The following is a 17,105-nucleotide window of genomic DNA, read 5'->3' as shown; positions in this document are numbered from 1 at the left end:
CACGAGGGTATAGAGAACAACTCGCTGGCTCTGTTAACGAATAGAAACCCAAAAGTTTCCCGGCAGTGAAGAGCGTTAACGAAAGCTACCAGCGCCATAGATTCAGTATAAACCTGATCTTTAATTCGGCTAAACCAAATACGGTTACTATTTAGTGAGAATTTGACAAACCTCAAACAAAAATTTCTGAAAACTACAGAAATGAATGTGAAAATGCAGGTTTGTTACTCAGGTTAGCCAATAATGATTAGTGAGTTACATCAAAAAGAAAGAAATTTTCAAGCTGATGTAACCCGTTCTTATCGTCAAGATGCCAAAATCTTAGAAGCCAGTTCTTGGATTTTGGCGTTTAAGTTTGGTGCTTGCTGAGCAATAAGCCTTTGCTCGTCCAAAACAGCATCAAAGATGTCTGTAGAGGTCAGAGGGTTTGCCAAGACTACCCGGAAGACGATAGTGCTCATGCGCTCCCAATGCTCAGGATTAAGCGTGGTACGAGAAACAAATGACTTACCAGTTTCACGTTGACGCTTTTGAATAAACTGAGTTAACTCGTTGATTAACTCATTTAATTCTTCTTTCTGTGTACCGTCTGCTTTTTCTAGAGCTTCACGGATGTTAGGCGGTAGATAACGGTAGGTGAGCAAACATAGCTCTGGCTCAGAAACCAGTTCAAAATCTTCCTGTTTCTTAATCAAATCCGCGAAGTAGCGTGCTTTCTCGATACTTTGATCGATCAACAGTTCATAGCCAGGTCGGCTAATAATATGCATTGCTGCATACACCAACATCGCCATTCCAGAACGAGAGCCTTCCAGGGTATGACTGCCTAAATCTTTAGAACCTTTACGCAAGATGTACTGAGCGTGGTGCTCAATAGATTTCATCGCATCTGGATCTTTAAACAGAACCATGCCCGCACCCATAGGGATATAAAGCTGCTTATGCGCGTCAATCGTCACTGAGTCTGCAAGCTCAACGCCATTCAGCAGGTGTCGGTGATGATTAGACATTAATGTCGCGCCACCCCATGCGGCATCCACATGAAAATGACAATCGTGTTCCTGACAAACTTCAGCAATCGAAGCGAGTGGATCAACATTACCAGTTTCAGTTGTACCCGCCACCCCAATCACCGCAATCGGCTTGATATTTTGCTTCTTGAGATCGCTGATTTTCGCTTTGAGATCATCGACAATAATGCGGTTATTTGCATCCGTCTTTACTGCGACTAAGCCTTCCTGACCCAAACCCAGTACATCGGCCGCTTTTTTAAGTGAGTAGTGACCACGCTCAGAAACCATAATAGCTAAGCCTTCATAGCCGTAATGTTTCATGGCTTTGAATAGGCCTTCTTTCTCTACACCTTTAAATTCGCCGTCTGCTTTCAATGCTTTATTGCGGGCAACCCAAAGGGCTGTAATGTTCGCAATCGTGCCGCCAGAGCAGAACGCACCGAGAGAATGGTTGGCACTATGCATCCATTGGTCGTAAAAGGTATTCGGCTGAGCGTAGATTAATCGGTGCAGCATGCCCAATACTTGGCGCTCTAATGGCGTAAACGCTTTCGACGTTTCTATCTTCACCAAGTTTTGGTTTAAGGCAATCATAATTTTAGACAGCGGCATTAAAAAGTAAGGCAATGCCGATGTCATATGGCCGATAAAGCTTGGAGCTGACGTATGAACCGAGTGCGACACCAACGTGTCTAACAAGTGCTCAGTATGGTCTGACACAAACTCAGGTTGCTCAGGAATCTGAGCAGAAGAAAAGTCTTTCTCTATTTCACGTAAAGGCTTTTCTTCTGCCACGATGTGTTCACGAAGAAATTGATTCAAGTTTCGAGAGAGACCTTCTTCAATTTTTGTTAACGTCGAGTCCGGACCTTCAGGGACAGTGAAGATCTTTAATAAGCTCTCAAAACTAACGTCAGCGGTTTTTTGTTCCTTAACCATAGCAAAGAATCATTTGTAGTAATTTGGGTAATGCGAGCGGCACAATCTAAACCAAAACGGGTTCAAAGTCCCGTTTTAATTCTGTAAGGCCATGTTGACGGAATGAAAACCAAGTCATAGGCCAACAACGTAGAGTAGGCGGTTTCTGCGCGCTTGTATGTGAGAAGAGGGCCTTCGTAAGCAATATAGAAACGAGTCACGAAGGCTATCTCAATGCATGTTAACCGAAACCTCAGGTTATTTGGTTATCGGCGCTATTCACATTGTTGTTTTTCTAGCTTCTCGATTGACTGATTATATCTATTAAGAGCCGAGTCAATTTTCTGAGGGTGGCTTAGTAGATCCGCAAAAGCAGAGCGAAGATCGTAGTTTTTCTCGTGATTGGTAGATTGGCGATCACTAAATGTTTTTTGTGCAGCCTCACCCAGTTTGTCACTGCGACTTGCCAGTTGCTTGACATCGTGTTGCTCAAGCTTTAGCCATGCTTCGATTGGCTGCTCGGTTGCGACACGGCTAGGATCATTTTTAAGAAAATAATGGACAGCTTCTCGGTTGAGTTCGAAGTGATGCTTACGGCCATCTAAGAACCATTGGCTTACTTCATCGAGATCAGGGTATTGAGCAACGGTCAAGTCAACAAGATCTTGATACCATTGCAGTGAAGCATCGACATAGCCATCGTATTTATTAGACAGACATTGTTGATCTGCGGCAAATGTAAAAGTTGAGCTTGTAGCGAGGAGCGCTGCAACGACAAAGCGTTTCATTCTTCTTCCTTCTATTCTAATAGTTATTCCTTAATTAACGTTAAATCTCATTCTACGACGAATGACCCTTAATTCATGTTGGAGCTAAGAGAGTCTTGGGCTGTTGATTCAAATAGCGAATTAAGGTGTCTTTACTTTATTGACGACTTCAACGTTAATTAGGTTTTTAAATTTTTGCCGTATTGTAATGGATGTTAAAGGTAAAACCTGAGATCTAGCTAGCAAGTGATACAAAGAAAAGCATCATCACAGGCACGAGCAAGCTCAAAATAAAGCCACTAACAATGGCAACAGGTACGCAACGTACGCCTCCCGTTGTTTGGATGACTGGCAAAGTAAAGTCCATTGCTGTTGCGCCAGCATAACCAATTGCGGTACATGGGTAACGGCGGATAAATAGTGGAATGGCAACTAATGCCACTAATTCACGCATCAGCTCAATTAGGAAAGAGGCGCCGCCAAATACCGGACCAAACGCATCGCCCATCAAAATACCTGCCAATGAGTACCAGCCAAATCCAGACGCCATTGCCAATGCTTTATATAAGGGAAGATCCAAGACCAATGAAGCGATTACGCCACCAAGCATACAAGTAACGATGATAACGGCTGCAATGGCCATGCCTTGCTTGTTTAACAAAATCTGTCTGAGGGTAAGGCCGCTATTGCGCAGTTGAATACCAATAAAGAACAGCAAGAGGAACAGTATCCACTCGCTTGCGGTGTCTACCCAAGATAAATCAATGGGAAGGATCAAACCTGCCACTAAACCACCACCAACGACGAGGATCAGTTTGGCAGACTCCAGAGCCATTGAAGAAAGAGGTAACTTGCTGTGGCTTTGATCGGTCTTTAGAGGAATTATCTTGTCGACAAGAGGCAGTGCAAGAAGGTTACAGACACTTAAGCAAATAAAGAAAGTACTCGCATAAAGCAGAATGCTTTGTAAATTGCTACCCAGATTATCTAGTGCAGCAAGGCTCAGCCCCATCAACGATAGAATAACGTAGATAAGGTAAGAGGTGGATTGATTAATTTTCTCGAGTAAAGCGGCGCGAGAAATAGGAATTAAATACCCGACGACGAGAGGGGCAAAAATGAAGAGCATCCCTGAGAACATAAAACTCAATTATTCCTTTGTGAGATAAGCCTAAATTGGCCACAGATCAACACTCACTCAACCTTGAGTGGATCCATTACTGTGGATGACGTTTTGATTAAAAATAAGGTCTACAAGCCACTGGTGGTTAAAACCGTGTTCATTTCCTGACGGAAGTCCTCATCACTCATATTGCTGAGTTCATAAAGTATCTCAGCGCCCGTTAGGTTGAATTCCACTTCGTGTTCGTTAATGCGCTCATCTTGATTGCGGAACATTAACAGATGGTGTGCAATTCTGGCTATGTCTAAGTAACTGACATCTGGGCGAGAAGTGACGTACTTTTCGTTCGATGACACTTCTCTGTAATCGTTATCAAATCCCCAGCGTTCTAGCACCAGATTGCTGGTGGTAGCGCAACGTGTTTGGAAGATTTGTAACGCGATATCTTGATCCAGATAGTTGCCTCTTTCGAGGTACATATTGTACTCATTAATAAGACAAAATAGGCCTATATCTGCTAACAAGCCGACTAACAATGCTTTTTCTTGTTCAAGGTGTCCATACGTCACAGGATCGTGCTTGCGGAACTCTTGCACAATTAACACCATCACAGCACCAAGCTCACGGGAAACCGCAGCACTTTTCACCATGATCGCGTTACATTCGCTGGTTAGATTTAGTGAGTGTTTCAATTGTTCAATTGCTTGAGCGGTCACAATGTCACGCACGCGCAGAATGCCTAAACGTGAGACAGCGGTTATTAAATCATTGCAGGTGATATTTCTACGGTTAAAAATTACCGAGTTCGCGACCCGCACCACAACGGCTGCTAATCCAGGATCTTCTAACAAACAGTTCGCAATATCGGCGATTGTTGTGTTTTCTTCCTGACACAATTGCTGAATTTTAAGCACGGCATCAGGTATCGGAGGTAAAGAAATCTTACCGATAGTAATAGATTGCTCTACCAGTTGTGCGAATTCGGATTCTAGCGCTTTTAAAAGCTTATCTTTGTTATTTGGTAGCCAAAAAAATGATAGGTGTTCCATTATGACGTTGTACTTATAATCTTTGGTACAGTGTACCCTTTCAACACGCGCATTATCAATGAAATGCGTTCTCTGTATACTCAATTACCTAACATATCATGATGAATTGTTGATTCAGTCTACAAGGTGTCAAAAAAATACCGCTACAAAGAAGGATAACTGTGAAATCAATCACGTATGGGGAATTTATACTTTTTTATATGTGACTTATGTCCTAACTTATTTTTCGTCGTTAAGTATGATTAAGCAAGTTGGTAAGCACAATTCACAAATATATCGCCAACAAATCGACATTTTATAATTCGCTACAAGCTGCTGTTTATCTGGTGACATCGCTAATCGGGGTAATTTATTCAGATTAAAGAGGTCAATGGACATGACAGACCAAGCTTTTTTTAAATACGTACGCAATTTTAGTCAATATCAGAAACGTTCCATGTTTGGCGGCATCGGTTTATTTTGCGATGATGCCATGTTCGCTCTTGTCAGTAATGACTGCTGTTACCTACGTGGCGGTAATGAGCTAGACGAAGAGCTGATGCAACTAAATTGTGAAAAATATAAGCACGTCAAGAGACAAACGACGGCAACCGTTAATTATTATGATGTGACAGAGCTGTTTGAATCCGGCTTTTCCGGTTTAGATGAACTGTTAAAAAAATCAATAGAGTACTCAGTAAAGGAACGCAAATACCAAAAATCATCTGCGAGTAGACGGCTAAGGGATCTGCCGAACATGCAACTTACACTTGAGCGTATGGTGAAAAAAGCCGGCGTTGATGATGTTGAAGCATTTTTGGAGCTTGGGCCTGTGGAAGTTTTCAATAAAGTAAGACAGGCTTACGGTAACGATGTAGATGTCAAACTGCTTTGGAAGTTTGCTGGTGCGATTGATGGAGTGCACTGGAAACTCATTCAAGAGCCACGTAAAAAACAGCTTTTAGAGCTGTGTAATTAACGTAATGGGCTTATTTAATGAATGACTTTACTCAGGCGTTAGCGATTCGTAAAAGTAAGCATCAAAAGTAGAAAAGGGATGTTGATACTTTTGAGCACTTTATTAGAGTGAGTTATTTCTACCAAATAAAAAACCGAGGCTAATGCCTCGGTTTTTGTTTTTCGCTTGTGCTTATTAGAACTTGAAGCGCGTAGTGAACATAACTTGATCACCGTAAAAGTCGTTAATGCGAGCTTCTGCACCTAGAGAGAACAACTCAGTTGAGTGGAAACGTGCATAGGCAGAGCCCATCCAGTCGTCGTTGTCATCAATAGAAACATAGCCAACTTTACCACCTACTTCTAATTGAGGACCTAACCACTGACGAACGCCCAGGTTTAGTTCCATACCCACATCAGTGCTGCTTGAGTGAGATGGTTGAACAATGCGCATCAGCATTTCGCCTGTCAGGTCTGCCCAGTTATTAAGTGGTGAGTGAAAACCAAAACCAGCTGCTGAATCAAAGTCGCTTTCAAACTCAGAATCGATACGAGCTATGACGTGTGCATTTGGGTGAATTGATTTGCTAACGCCAGCACCAAATGTCATCGGGCTTGCGCCAATGCGAGCTTCGACGTAGTCGTAACTAAAGTTGCTCATAGTTGCAGGCGTATTGCCGTTCGCAGCTAGGGCGTGGCTTGATGCTAACAATAGGGCTGTGGCTAATAGTGTCTTACGCATAACTAACGATAAACCTTGTTTATTTTTCCATGAGTCCAAGCAAGCACTTGAACTGTAATCTGATTTGTCCGACATCATAATCAAAAGAGAGGTCTTCGACCAACATAAATGTGTCGATGTTTTGTCAATTAACTTAATTGTTATCCAATTTAAGCAAAAAGTGCGCCATGTATGATGGCGCACTTTGTATGGTTTGGCTTATTCACCGAAGCTTGCTCTACGCTCTGCCATCGCGTTTAAAATAGCTTCTGAGTCAAGGACGGTTGTCCAGGATAACAAGTCATCATCCTGTTCGATAACGAACGAAGTAAGCTGGGAGAGGATCGCCTGTCTTAGTTCATCTCCTCTCCATGGCTTGGCAATGTAATAGTCTAAACTGTCGTGGTTAATTGCCTCTACGGTGTCTTCTAATCCTGCCTGACCGGTCAGTAGCACTTTGCGGGCACTTCTTGTGTCAGCACTTTGGCTTAGTTCAATCAAGAAGCTAATTCCAGTTTGCTCCGGCATAATGTGATCACACAAAATGAGCGCAAGTTTTACTTCTTCGTCCGCCATGTCCTCGATTACTTGTCTTGCCTCTGTCACGGACTCAGCGCCTTCTAAAATAAAATGTTCTTCGAAGGGAGCTAAATCTTGCAACACGCTATCCAAGACTTCTCTTTCGTCATCGACGCATAAAATCAGATACTTTGTCATATTTCATCTCCTTCTTCGATGACCGGTAACCAGACTGTCATACGAGTGTATTTGTTGAGTTCTGATTCCACTTCAATCCATCCGTGGTGAGCAGAAACGATTTGCTGGCAGATAGAAAGCCCGATTCCTAAGCCAAAGTTGCCCACTTTTTTGGTCGTAAAGTTGAGTTCAAAAATTGATGCCTTCTGTGATTCCGGAATACCACAACCATTATCTTCGAATGAAATCACGGCATATCGTTTTTGATCTTTTTCGACCAGCCTGGTCTGGATCTTTAACACACCTTTATCCGGAAAAGCGTCAATGGCGTTTGAAACTAGATTAGTCCAAACCTGCTGTAAAGCGATAGGCTGGCAAAGAATTCGCGGTAAGTTATCGTAGTCTGTTGAAACCTGGTGCATTTTCAACTTGTTTTCAAAGATAACCAAGGTATCTTCGATGCCTTCATGGATATCAGCGTAATGCATGCTTTCATCATCAGCACGTGCATAGCCTTTCAAGCTCTTTACCATGTCAGCGATACGGGCTGCACACACGTTAATGGAACGCAGAGAAGCCCCCGCTTTATGATATTGCTCAAGTGTTCCAAGTGTCTGAGCTGCACTATCCTGTTTTTTCGCGAGCTGCGACAACAACGCATCATTTGACTCTAAGCCGAGATTGACGATTTTTTTGGCTAACGTGCGATCCGGCAGGATAGGGCTAAGTTGTTTTACTCGTGCTCTCAGCTCAGAGGTTGAGGCTGGTTTAGAATTTTGCGCTTGAGACAGCAGTTGCACGCCCTTGCTCTGGATATCCGAACTAGGAAGCTCGGTCAGTAGGCTTTCAAGGGTATGCGTGAGATTTTCTACGCCTCGCAAAATAGCTGCGATTGGATTGTTGAGTTCATGGGCAACACCGGCCACGAGCTGACCAAGCATGGCCATTTTTTCTCGCTCTATCAGTTGCTGATGAGCCGACTCTAACGATTCAAGTGTTTTTTGCAGCTGTAACTTGGTATTTATGCTGCGTTGCAAACGTCGATTAAAGTGTCGAAGCAGTAAGTTGGTGAAGAGTGGCAGCAGATTAGAGTCACTCTGCATGACGTTGTGGAACACTTGGCGATCGAGTTTGATCACTTCCGTCTTCGATAATGTCAGTGCGGTAGAGAAAGAGTTTTCACCCGTCACAAATGACATGCTGCCGACAATATTACCTTTCGTGTAGCGAACGACTTCTCTTTGAACGCCTTGCTCATCCCTTTTGTACAGTGCAACGTCTCCGTTGGTGATAAACCAGAGAAAGTTGTTGGGTTCACCTTCAACCGTCAATAAATGTTCAGGCGAGTAGGTACGGCAGGCATGGGTGTCGTCGCTGTCTTTAAAAAACAGTTGCAAGGCGGTAATTACTTGCTCTGCAAGCTCTGCATCGGACATTGAGTGATAGTCATGCAAAAAGCCCGCTTGGTATTTCTGCATCTGATTCTCAATGTGCGCTCGCAGCAATTTATGTTGGTCCAGTACTTGGCTGTAGCCGAGCAAGTCCTCATGACAGTTGCGCAAAATAAACTGTGTTAACTCTTTTTGAACCGTATTAAACAGCACCTTATCCGGGAGCGGCTTTGTCAGGCAGTGGTCTAATCGACCTTCGTTAACGGCAGTGAGTATCGCTTGGATATCCGAGGAGCAACTAATGAGGATTTTTCGTGCGCTTTCTGTATGTGGTGCCCGGTCGAGACCAATAAGAAATTCCACGCCATTAAAATGAGCATGGTGGCTGGCGATGACGAGTGCGACAGTCTGCTTCTGTTGTTCGAGATACTCAAGTGCACTTTGCGCTTCTTCAATGGATTCAACAGAAAAAATATCAAATTTGCTAGAGAAAGCAGACAGCTCCAATCGAAACTGTTCGGCACTGATTGGATTGTTGTCGAGACACAATACAGCGTAGCGATTCACAGGTAGTTGAGCTCCGGTTAAAACTTCTCCAAGCAAACCCTATCAATAAAACGACGGAATGAGTGCGAGCTAAGTATGATTCCTGATTAATGGTCTAGAATAAGCAACAATAGTCTGATTTATCTCAATGTTTTATCCGCCGAGGGTTTGGGTTAGACTGAACACAAATACCTGAAAAGTGACGTTATGCAAAATCTTAAAAAACTTGGCGCCATTGGCGGTGCAATTTCACTCGCGCTCTGTTGGCCACTCGCCGTTGGTCAAATTGGTCAGTCCATCATTGAAGATGGTATCGCGAATATGAACGATGAAATGATCAAAGGAGAAGTGATTGAGTATCAGCGTGGTTACCTGTCTTCGGTTGTGCTAACCCGATATACGGTAGTTGACCCGGAGTTAAAGACGCAATTGTTGCGTGACAGCATACCTACAACTTTTGATGTCACAAGTGATGTTAGCCATGGGCTAACCAGCCTTACAGCGGATTCAAAATTAGTAGAAAACGATTTTTTGCCGCTTACGTTGCAAAGTCAGACTCAACTCAATGGTAATACTGCATTTACATTGGACTTAGACAGCTGGCATTACCGCAATGAAGCTGAAGATATCTCAGTGTCGACAAGCCCTGCGAAAGTATCGGGTAACGTGACGGTTTTAGGCGATCTTAATTACCAGGTTTCGGTTCCCTATGTTCAGGTTGATTTTGTCAACGGTGACGAACTGCATTTGAACGGTTTGACAGGGCAGGGCAAAGGAAAGCAAGTTAAAGGTTACTGGCTAGGTGAGCAGGTATTTTCGTTAGAGAAACTGGATGTGGTGGATTCTACTATGACCCCGGTGTTCTTAATTGAAAATGCGAACTACAGCGGTAATACAGCGACGGATGAGACGGGCGAAAAGCTTAACAGTCAGTTTAATCTGGCGGCGAAAAACCTGCGGCTGACGGATGGCACCGATGTTGACGACTTTAAGCTCGACTTTTCCATCGCCGATGTCGATAGCCAATCGTTCGATGAGATTATGTCTATCTATCAGAGCTCTGCAGTGCTGAGTGAGCAAGAAGTGGCCAGCCTATTGCCTCACATTGATACGCTGTTTAGTAAAGGCTTCAACCTTTCAGTGAACGAACTGTCACTCGCGTTTGGTGAAGGCAAATTCCATAACGAATGGGAATTGTCTATACCGCAAGGTACCGAGCAAATCACCCAGAATCCGATGAAGTTAGTCAATGTAACTAACGGCGCTCTGAGCACGTATTTCTCCGATGAGTTAGTTGATCATTACCCGTTTATTCAAGAAGGAATAGATGAGTTGTTAATCATGGAGTTAATAGACAAAGTTGAGGGTGGTTACCAACTTAAGGCTCAAATCGGTGATGGTAAGTTAAAATTCGAGAACGGACATGAGTTCCCATTGATCGCGCTATTGATGCCAGCGCTGATGCAAAAATAGACAGTCATCGTTAGTTAATTACGCTCATATGGCGTTTTCAGTTTAAAAAGAGGTCGTAGGACCTCTTTTCTTGTTTTTATCGCCGCAAAAACGTGATATACCCAACATATATCAAGATGAAGGCATCGGAACTTTGTTAGAGAGTTTTCGCGCGATAAACAGTGTCTGCGCTGATGACCCTAAAAGCCTTCCTAAGCCCGCATCTCGAGATTATTTGAGTACATTAATTTCGACATATATTGAGCAGGAGCAATGAGCATCATGGAACAAAATACGGACATCGTATTTAACTTCAGCGCAGGACCAGCAGGTCTGCCAAAAGCAGTTATGCAACAAGCACAAAATGAACTATTAAACTGGCAAGGTCTTGGCACTTCCGTGATGGAAATTAGCCACCGAAGCAAAGAGTTCATTAAAGTTGCTGAAGAAGCTGAACAAGACCTGCGTGACCTTTTAAACATTCCAGAGAACTACAAAGTCCTATTTTGCCAAGGTGGCGCTCGCGCTCAGTTTGCTGCTGTTCCGCTAAACCTTTTGGGTGAAGCCAAAACTGCTACTTATATTGATGGCGGTTACTGGGCAGAAAGCGCAGTCGCAGAAGCGAAGAAATACTGTGAACCAGACGTTTTTGACGCAAAAACAGAAATTGACGGCAAACTGGCAGTAAAACCTGCAAGTGAGTGGGAAATTGCCCCAGACGCGGCTTACGTTCATTTCTGTCCTAACGAAACCATCGACGGTATTGAAATCAACGATTTGCCTGTTACCGACAAGCCAATTGTTGCTGACATGTCTTCTACGATTCTTTCGCGTGAGATCGACGTTTCTAAATATGGCGTTATCTATGCGGGTGCTCAGAAAAACATCGGCCCATCTGGTATTTCTATCGTTATCGTACGTGATGATTTATTGGGTATGGCAAAACAAGAACTGCCGAGCATTCTAGATTTCACTGTACTTGCAGAAAAAGAGTCTATGTTCAACACGCCTCCAACATTTGCTTGGTACCTATCTGGCCTTGTATTCAAATGGCTAAAAGCGGAAGGTGGTGTTAAGAGTATTGAGAAAGTGAATCGTGCAAAAGCGAAATTGCTTTACGATTTCATTGATCAGTCAGACTTCTACCGTAACGGCATTCACTCTGCTAACCGTTCACTGATGAACGTACCGTTCCAGTTAGCGAAGCCAGAGCTTGATAGCACTTTCTTAGAGCTAGCCGATGCGAAAGGCTTGAAATCTCTGAAAGGTCACCGTGCCGTAGGTGGTATGCGTGCGTCAATCTACAACGCAATGACACTTGAGGGTGTTCAGGCGCTTGTAGACTTTATGAAAGAGTTCGAAGAAAAGTACGCGTAGTTTGAACCAACACTGAACTACTCAAAGCGTCGCACTTGCGGCGCTTTTGTTTAACTAACCAACGCATGGGTAGATGAGCCAAACATCACACCACTTTTCATGTTGCGCACTTTACCTCTGCAAAGGTTGAATAAGATGGGATTAACATGGCTTTGCACAACACCAAAGAACTCCAAAAACAATTTCCCCTCCTGACGCAGTTAATCGATTTGAAAGAAGTCTGCTGGTTTAACCCAAATGTGACTCCTTTAGAAGAGGGATTACCTTACGTTGGTTTAGATGCTGAAGATATTGATGCTGCGAGCCAACGCCTAAATCGATTTGCGCCGTACATCATGAAAGCCTTTCCTGAAACCGCTGGTAATAATGGCATTATTGAATCGCCTGTCGTTGACATTCCCAAGATGAAAGGGTGTCTGGAAACCCAGTATAAAACCCCAATTTCGGGTCGCTTAATGTTGAAGAAGGACAGTCATCTACCTATCTCAGGTTCAATAAAAGCTCGTGGCGGTATTTACGAAGTATTGACGCATGCAGAAAAGCTCGCGATGGAAGCGGGGTTGCTGAGTGAAGGGGATGATTACAGCAAACTCTTCAGCGAGGAGTTTCGCCAGTTTTTCCAACAATACTCTATCGCAGTAGGTTCGACAGGCAACTTAGGTATGTCGATTGGCATAATGAGCGCAAAACTTGGGTTCTCTGTGTCAGTCCATATGTCTGCCGATGCTCGCCAATGGAAAAAAGACAAACTCCGTTCTCATGGTGTTAATGTTGTTGAATACGAACAAGATTACGGTGTCGCGGTGGAGCAGGGCCGTAAAGAGGCAGAGCAAGACCCTAACTGTTTCTTTATTGATGACGAAAACTCACAAACTCTATTCTTGGGATACTCAGTTGCAGGGGAGCGACTGAAGCAACAGTTTGAAGAGTTAGGTATTGCTGTCGATGAACACCATCCACTGTTTGTCTACCTGCCATGTGGGGTGGGTGGTGGTCCGGGCGGTGTCGCATTTGGTCTCAAAATGGCTTTTGGTGACAACGTCCATTGTATCTTTGCTGAGCCAACTCACTCTCCCTGCATGTTATTAGGTGTACATACCGGTTTGCATGACCAAATTTCAGTTCAGGATTTAGGCATTGATAATGTGACCGCCGCTGATGGTCTCGCAGTGGGGCGGGCTTCTGGCTTTGTCGGGCGGGCAATGGAAAGGTTGTTAGATGGGTATTACACCATCTCCGATGAGCGTATGTACCATCATTTAGGTGAGTTGAGTGATCTTGAAAATATTCGTCTCGAGCCGTCAGCGCTTGCTGGAATGGTCGGTGCGGTTCATGTGTCGAATAACAAAGAATACCTGGCTCGTATGAACATTAGCAACGAGAAGCTGAGTGGTGCAACGCATCTCGTTTGGGCGACGGGCGGTGGCATGGTTCCAGAAGCAGAAATGGCGGCATATTTAGCTCAGTCAGAACGCTGTGATTGATGCTTGCCAATAAAAAAGGGCTCATCTTTTGATGAGCCCTTTGAGTATTTATCTTTATAGAGACTGCAACAGTTGGAAGTAGCGACCTTGTTGCGCTATCAATGCATTGTGGTTGCCTTGCTCAATGATTTCCCCTTGCTCCATCAAGCAGATGTTATCCATGTTCTCCAGCTCGATGAGGCGGTGCGTAATGAACACGACGGTCTTGTTAGCAAAGTGCTGGTTGAATAACGCCATCACTTTTTGCTCCGTGCGTTTATCAAGGCCCTCAGTCGGCTCATCTAACAGCAGAATTGGCGCGTCACGTAACAGCGCTCGAGCAATGCCAATACGACGCTTTTCGCCACCAGAAAGTTGACGACCGCCATCGCCTAACCACGCACTTAAGCCTGGTTCTTCAAGCAGGCCGCCAAGATCAACCTGAGTTAAAATATCAGCCAGTTGTTCATCAGTTGCATCGGGCGCAGCCATCAGGAGGTTGTCACGCAGTGTGCCGTTTAATACGTCTACACGCTGGCTAACGACGGTAATGGCTGAACGCAAATCAGATTCGCCCCAGTCTTTTAGCGATGCGCCACCAATACGTACTTCACCTTGGTTCACGTCCCAGTAGCGACACAGCAGTTGAATAAGTGTCGACTTGCCAGAACCAGTTTGACCAACCACTGCGGTTTTTGAACCCAGAGGCAGAGATAGCGATAAATCGTTCAGCACTTTTTGCTGGCCATCCGGATACGCAAAGCTAATGTTGTCAAACTCGATATCCAACGGTTTGTCTTCACGACTCGACTGCTGAGGAAAAACAACATCTGGTTTAGCAAGAATAACCTCATTCAGACGGCGTGCCGACGTCAAGGTTTGACCCAGATACTGAAACGCACCTGCAATAGGCATTAGGATTTCGAAACTTGCCATGGTTGCAAAGGCGAAAAGCGCAATCCACGGATCCGGAGCTCGACCACCAACGCCATCCGCAGCAAACCATAACATCATTACCAGCGTCAGACCGTTAGCCAACATCAGTAGACCTGATGCCATACCAGTGAGATTCGCGTTAACAAACTGATTGGAAAGCAGCTGTTTTTGCTTGTCTAAAATCAAGTTGCGGTAACGTTCTTCTGCACCAAAAATACTGAGCTCGCTATAGCCTTGCAGCCAGTCAAGAGTCGCAACGCGCAATTCAGCTTTGCGATGTGTCAGGTGTGCACCATTCTTTTTGCCGAGTTTGTAGAACAGCACCGGCCAAACCAACAGCATAACAGTGAGTACGGAACCTAACAGCATTGCCAAGTGCCAGTCAAAGAATGCCAGCACCGCGGTTAAACTCAGGATACCGAATATACCTATTATCACTGGGCTGATAAGGCGCAAATAGACGTGATCCATCGCATCGACATCAGCAACTAGGCGGTTAAGTACGTCCGCATCACGCATGGTTGAAACTCGACCCGGAATAAGCGGAGAAAGCTTCTCGAAGAAGAATATGCGTAAATCGGTAAGCAGCTTAAATGTGGCATTGTGGCTCACCACGCGCTCACCCCAACGGCCAGCGGTACGTGCCATGGCTGCACCACGGACACCTGCACCAGGAAGCATGTAGTTAAAGGTTTCTCTTGCGATGGTTAATCCTGCGACTGAAGCGGCAGAAATAAACCAACCAGAAAGGGTCAACAGTCCAATTGAAGCTGCAAGAGTCAGGAATGCCAATAGCATCCCTAATGACAAACCAAACCAGTGCTTTTTATACAGTTTTAAGTAAGGGAGTAAATCACGCATCTAAGTTCCCCTTGTCTGATTCACGCTGGGCTAAATTAGCTTCTAGCATGTCTTTGAATAAACCGTCCTCAGACGAGAGAGTTGTGTAGTCGCCACGCTGAACAATCTGACCGTTTTGCATCACTAAGATCTGAGAGACGTTTTTCAATGGTGCAAGTTGGTGAGTGATCATCAGGTTCGTGGTTGATTGGGTATATTTACTGATCCCTTCCATTACCAGTCTTTCGCTACGTGCATCTAAACTCGCAGTTGGCTCATCGAGTAACCAAAAACGGCCGTTTTGCAGCATAGCTCGAGAAAGAGCCAGACGTTGTGCCTGACCAACGGACAAACCACCAGAACGATCAGAAATTGGGTAATCCAGACCGTGCATTTCAACAAATTCTGCAGCGTGTGAGTCCTTTAGCACGACATTGACTGCGTCGTCTTGGACATTGTGTTTACCCAACGTGACGTTGTCACGAATGCTACCATGAAGCAACATCGGGTTTTGACCAATCCAGCTAATAGTTTTACGCCATGTGGCAAGATCGAGTTGTGATAACTCACAACCATTGATTTTTAGACTGCCTTGGTAAGGCATAAAGCCAAGAATGGTATTCACAAGGCTGGTTTTACCTGCACCACTTGGGCCAACAAGTGCTGTGCTTTGATTGGCTTCTAGAGAGAAAGATAGAGGCCCTGCAAGTTGTTTACCTTCCGGACTAAGGACGACGAGATCATTGGCTTCAATCTGGATCGGTGCGTCTTGGTCTAGAATCTGGTTACCATCTTTTACGTGGTCGACCTCTAGTTCCAAAAACTCGACAATACTTTCTGCCGCGCCAACCGCTTGTTGCTTCGCGTGGTAGTAAGTACCTAAGTCGCGCAGCGGCTGATAAAACTCAGGGGCTAGGATCAGAATAAACAGGCCTGCGAACAGCGTTACTCCTGCGCCATAGTAGCCAAAGTTTAGCTCACCGATGTAGCTGAAACCGAAGTAAACGGCGGTAATCGCAATGGAAATCGAGGTAAAGAACTCTAAAACTGCCGAAGACAAGAATGCGATTTTTAACACATCCATTGTTCGGGTACGGAAGACCTCAGAGGCTCCCTTGAGCGTTTCTGTTTCAGACTTGGTGCGATCAAACAGACGGATGGTCGTCATGGCTTGTAGACGGTCATAGAAGTGACCGGACAAACGTTGCATCGCTTTGAAGTTTTTGCGGTTTGCTTCTGCGGCTTTTTTACCAACCAATGCCATAAAGATAGGGACCAGAGGAGCCGTAACCAGGAAAATCAAACCAGCCGCCCAGTTTACAGGGAACACGACGATCAGAATGATGAAAGGAATCAAAACCGATAACGACATTTGAGGAAGGTAGCGAGAAAAGAAATCTTGCATGTCTTCCACTTGCTCTAAGATCAACGTCGCCCAGCTACCTGCTGGCTTACCTTTGATGTAAGCCGGCCCCAACTTATGGACCTTGTCCAAAATAAGTTGACGAATATAAACTCTGATCTGTTCACCGCAACGATAACCGGCGATTTCGCGACCCCAAGTACAGGCTGCACGACCAATAACGGTTCCGCCCAGTCCGACAAAGTGCCAAATGAGTTCACTTTTGTCGACTTGTTCGATGATCAATTGATGAAGAATAGAGGCGAGCAGGGCTGCTTGAGCCAATAAAAACACGCTTGAAAGTACGCCTAGGCCGATCGCAATCATAAGCCAGCGCTTGGCTAACTTACTTTGTTGCTTAAGCCACTTGTTCAAGCTGCTATGCTTTTTCTTATCCATTGTAAAGGCTTAATAATAATTGTTTTAATGAGGCGGTAGTATACAAAAGAAAACCCAGCGGGAATACCGCTGGGTT

The 17,105-nt window shown here is 44.6% G+C and carries 13 protein-coding genes; 4 read left to right on the top strand and 9 right to left on the bottom strand.

All coding sequences use genetic code 11. From position 1 onward, the window contains the following. Positions 1-305: 305 nt before the first annotated feature. The 4 genes from panP to V1U08_RS08830 form a co-directional block, all read right to left on the bottom strand. A complete protein-coding gene (gene panP / locus V1U08_RS08845; RefSeq protein WP_065296693.1) occupies positions 306-1,952 on the bottom strand; it encodes a pyridoxal-dependent aspartate 1-decarboxylase PanP in 1,647 nt (548 codons plus the stop codon). A 254-nt stretch (positions 1,953-2,206) separates the two neighbouring features. Next, positions 2,207-2,719, bottom strand: a complete 513-nt coding sequence (locus V1U08_RS08840; protein ID WP_014231571.1) for a hypothetical protein — start codon at positions 2,717-2,719, stop codon at positions 2,207-2,209. 214 nt (positions 2,720-2,933) lie between these two features. Continuing rightward, the gene (locus V1U08_RS08835) at positions 2,934-3,839 is read right to left on the bottom strand and encodes a lysine exporter LysO family protein (protein WP_014231572.1); all 906 of its coding nucleotides are present in this window, start codon (positions 3,837-3,839) and stop codon (positions 2,934-2,936) included. A gap of 110 nt (positions 3,840-3,949) precedes the next feature. Further along, the gene (locus tag V1U08_RS08830) at positions 3,950-4,870 is read right to left on the bottom strand and encodes an HDOD domain-containing protein (protein WP_014231573.1); all 921 of its coding nucleotides are present in this window, start codon (positions 4,868-4,870) and stop codon (positions 3,950-3,952) included. A gap of 370 nt (positions 4,871-5,240) precedes the next feature. Between V1U08_RS08830 and V1U08_RS08825 the strand changes: the two genes are divergently transcribed. Beyond that, positions 5,241-5,828: a TfoX/Sxy family DNA transformation protein gene (locus V1U08_RS08825; RefSeq protein ID WP_014231574.1), complete on the top strand. Its 588-nt coding sequence runs from the start codon at positions 5,241-5,243 to the stop codon at positions 5,826-5,828. 174 nt (positions 5,829-6,002) lie between these two features. On the opposite strand, the gene V1U08_RS08820 is transcribed toward V1U08_RS08825, so the two are convergent. From V1U08_RS08820 to V1U08_RS08810, 3 genes are all read right to left on the bottom strand, one after another. Further along, positions 6,003-6,548: a hypothetical protein gene (locus V1U08_RS08820; protein WP_330470430.1), complete on the bottom strand. Its 546-nt coding sequence runs from the start codon at positions 6,546-6,548 to the stop codon at positions 6,003-6,005. A gap of 198 nt (positions 6,549-6,746) precedes the next feature. Then, positions 6,747-7,244, bottom strand: a complete 498-nt coding sequence (locus V1U08_RS08815) for a response regulator (RefSeq protein ID WP_020333008.1) — start codon at positions 7,242-7,244, stop codon at positions 6,747-6,749. Next, a complete protein-coding gene (locus V1U08_RS08810; protein WP_330470429.1) occupies positions 7,241-9,181 on the bottom strand; it encodes an ATP-binding protein in 1,941 nt (646 codons plus the stop codon). Before V1U08_RS08810 ends, V1U08_RS08815 begins: the two co-directional genes overlap by 4 nt. Positions 9,182-9,367: 186 nt before the next feature. Between V1U08_RS08810 and V1U08_RS08805 the strand changes: the two genes are divergently transcribed. From V1U08_RS08805 to V1U08_RS08795, 3 genes are all read left to right on the top strand, one after another. Then, positions 9,368-10,633: a DUF945 family protein gene (locus V1U08_RS08805; RefSeq protein ID WP_020333010.1), complete on the top strand. Its 1,266-nt coding sequence runs from the start codon at positions 9,368-9,370 to the stop codon at positions 10,631-10,633. A gap of 252 nt (positions 10,634-10,885) precedes the next feature. After that, a complete protein-coding gene (gene serC, locus V1U08_RS08800; RefSeq protein WP_031779177.1) occupies positions 10,886-11,989 on the top strand; it encodes a 3-phosphoserine/phosphohydroxythreonine transaminase in 1,104 nt (367 codons plus the stop codon). 146 nt (positions 11,990-12,135) lie between these two features. Then, positions 12,136-13,473, top strand: coding sequence for a D-serine ammonia-lyase (locus tag V1U08_RS08795; RefSeq protein ID WP_330470428.1), 1,338 nt, complete (start codon positions 12,136-12,138; stop codon positions 13,471-13,473). Positions 13,474-13,527: 54 nt separating this feature from the next. Here V1U08_RS08795 and cydC read toward each other — a convergent pair whose 3' ends face one another. Both cydC and cydD read right to left on the bottom strand, forming a co-directional pair. Beyond that, complete coding sequence (gene cydC, locus V1U08_RS08790; protein WP_118118247.1) at positions 13,528-15,249, bottom strand: heme ABC transporter ATP-binding protein/permease CydC; 1,722 nt, start codon at positions 15,247-15,249, stop codon at positions 13,528-13,530. Continuing rightward, positions 15,242-17,029, bottom strand: coding sequence for a heme ABC transporter permease/ATP-binding protein CydD (cydD, locus tag V1U08_RS08785; protein WP_329352392.1), 1,788 nt, complete (start codon positions 17,027-17,029; stop codon positions 15,242-15,244). The genes cydC and cydD overlap by 8 nt, the downstream gene beginning before the upstream one ends. Positions 17,030-17,105: the final 76 nt, after the last annotated feature.

The sequence above is a fragment of the Vibrio sp. YYF0003 genome (genome assembly GCF_036350715.1).
Lineage (GTDB): Bacteria > Pseudomonadota > Gammaproteobacteria > Enterobacterales > Vibrionaceae > Vibrio > Vibrio natriegens.
The sequence above is the reverse complement of the archived record's forward strand: the minus strand, read 5'-3'. Positions and strand labels throughout refer to the sequence as shown.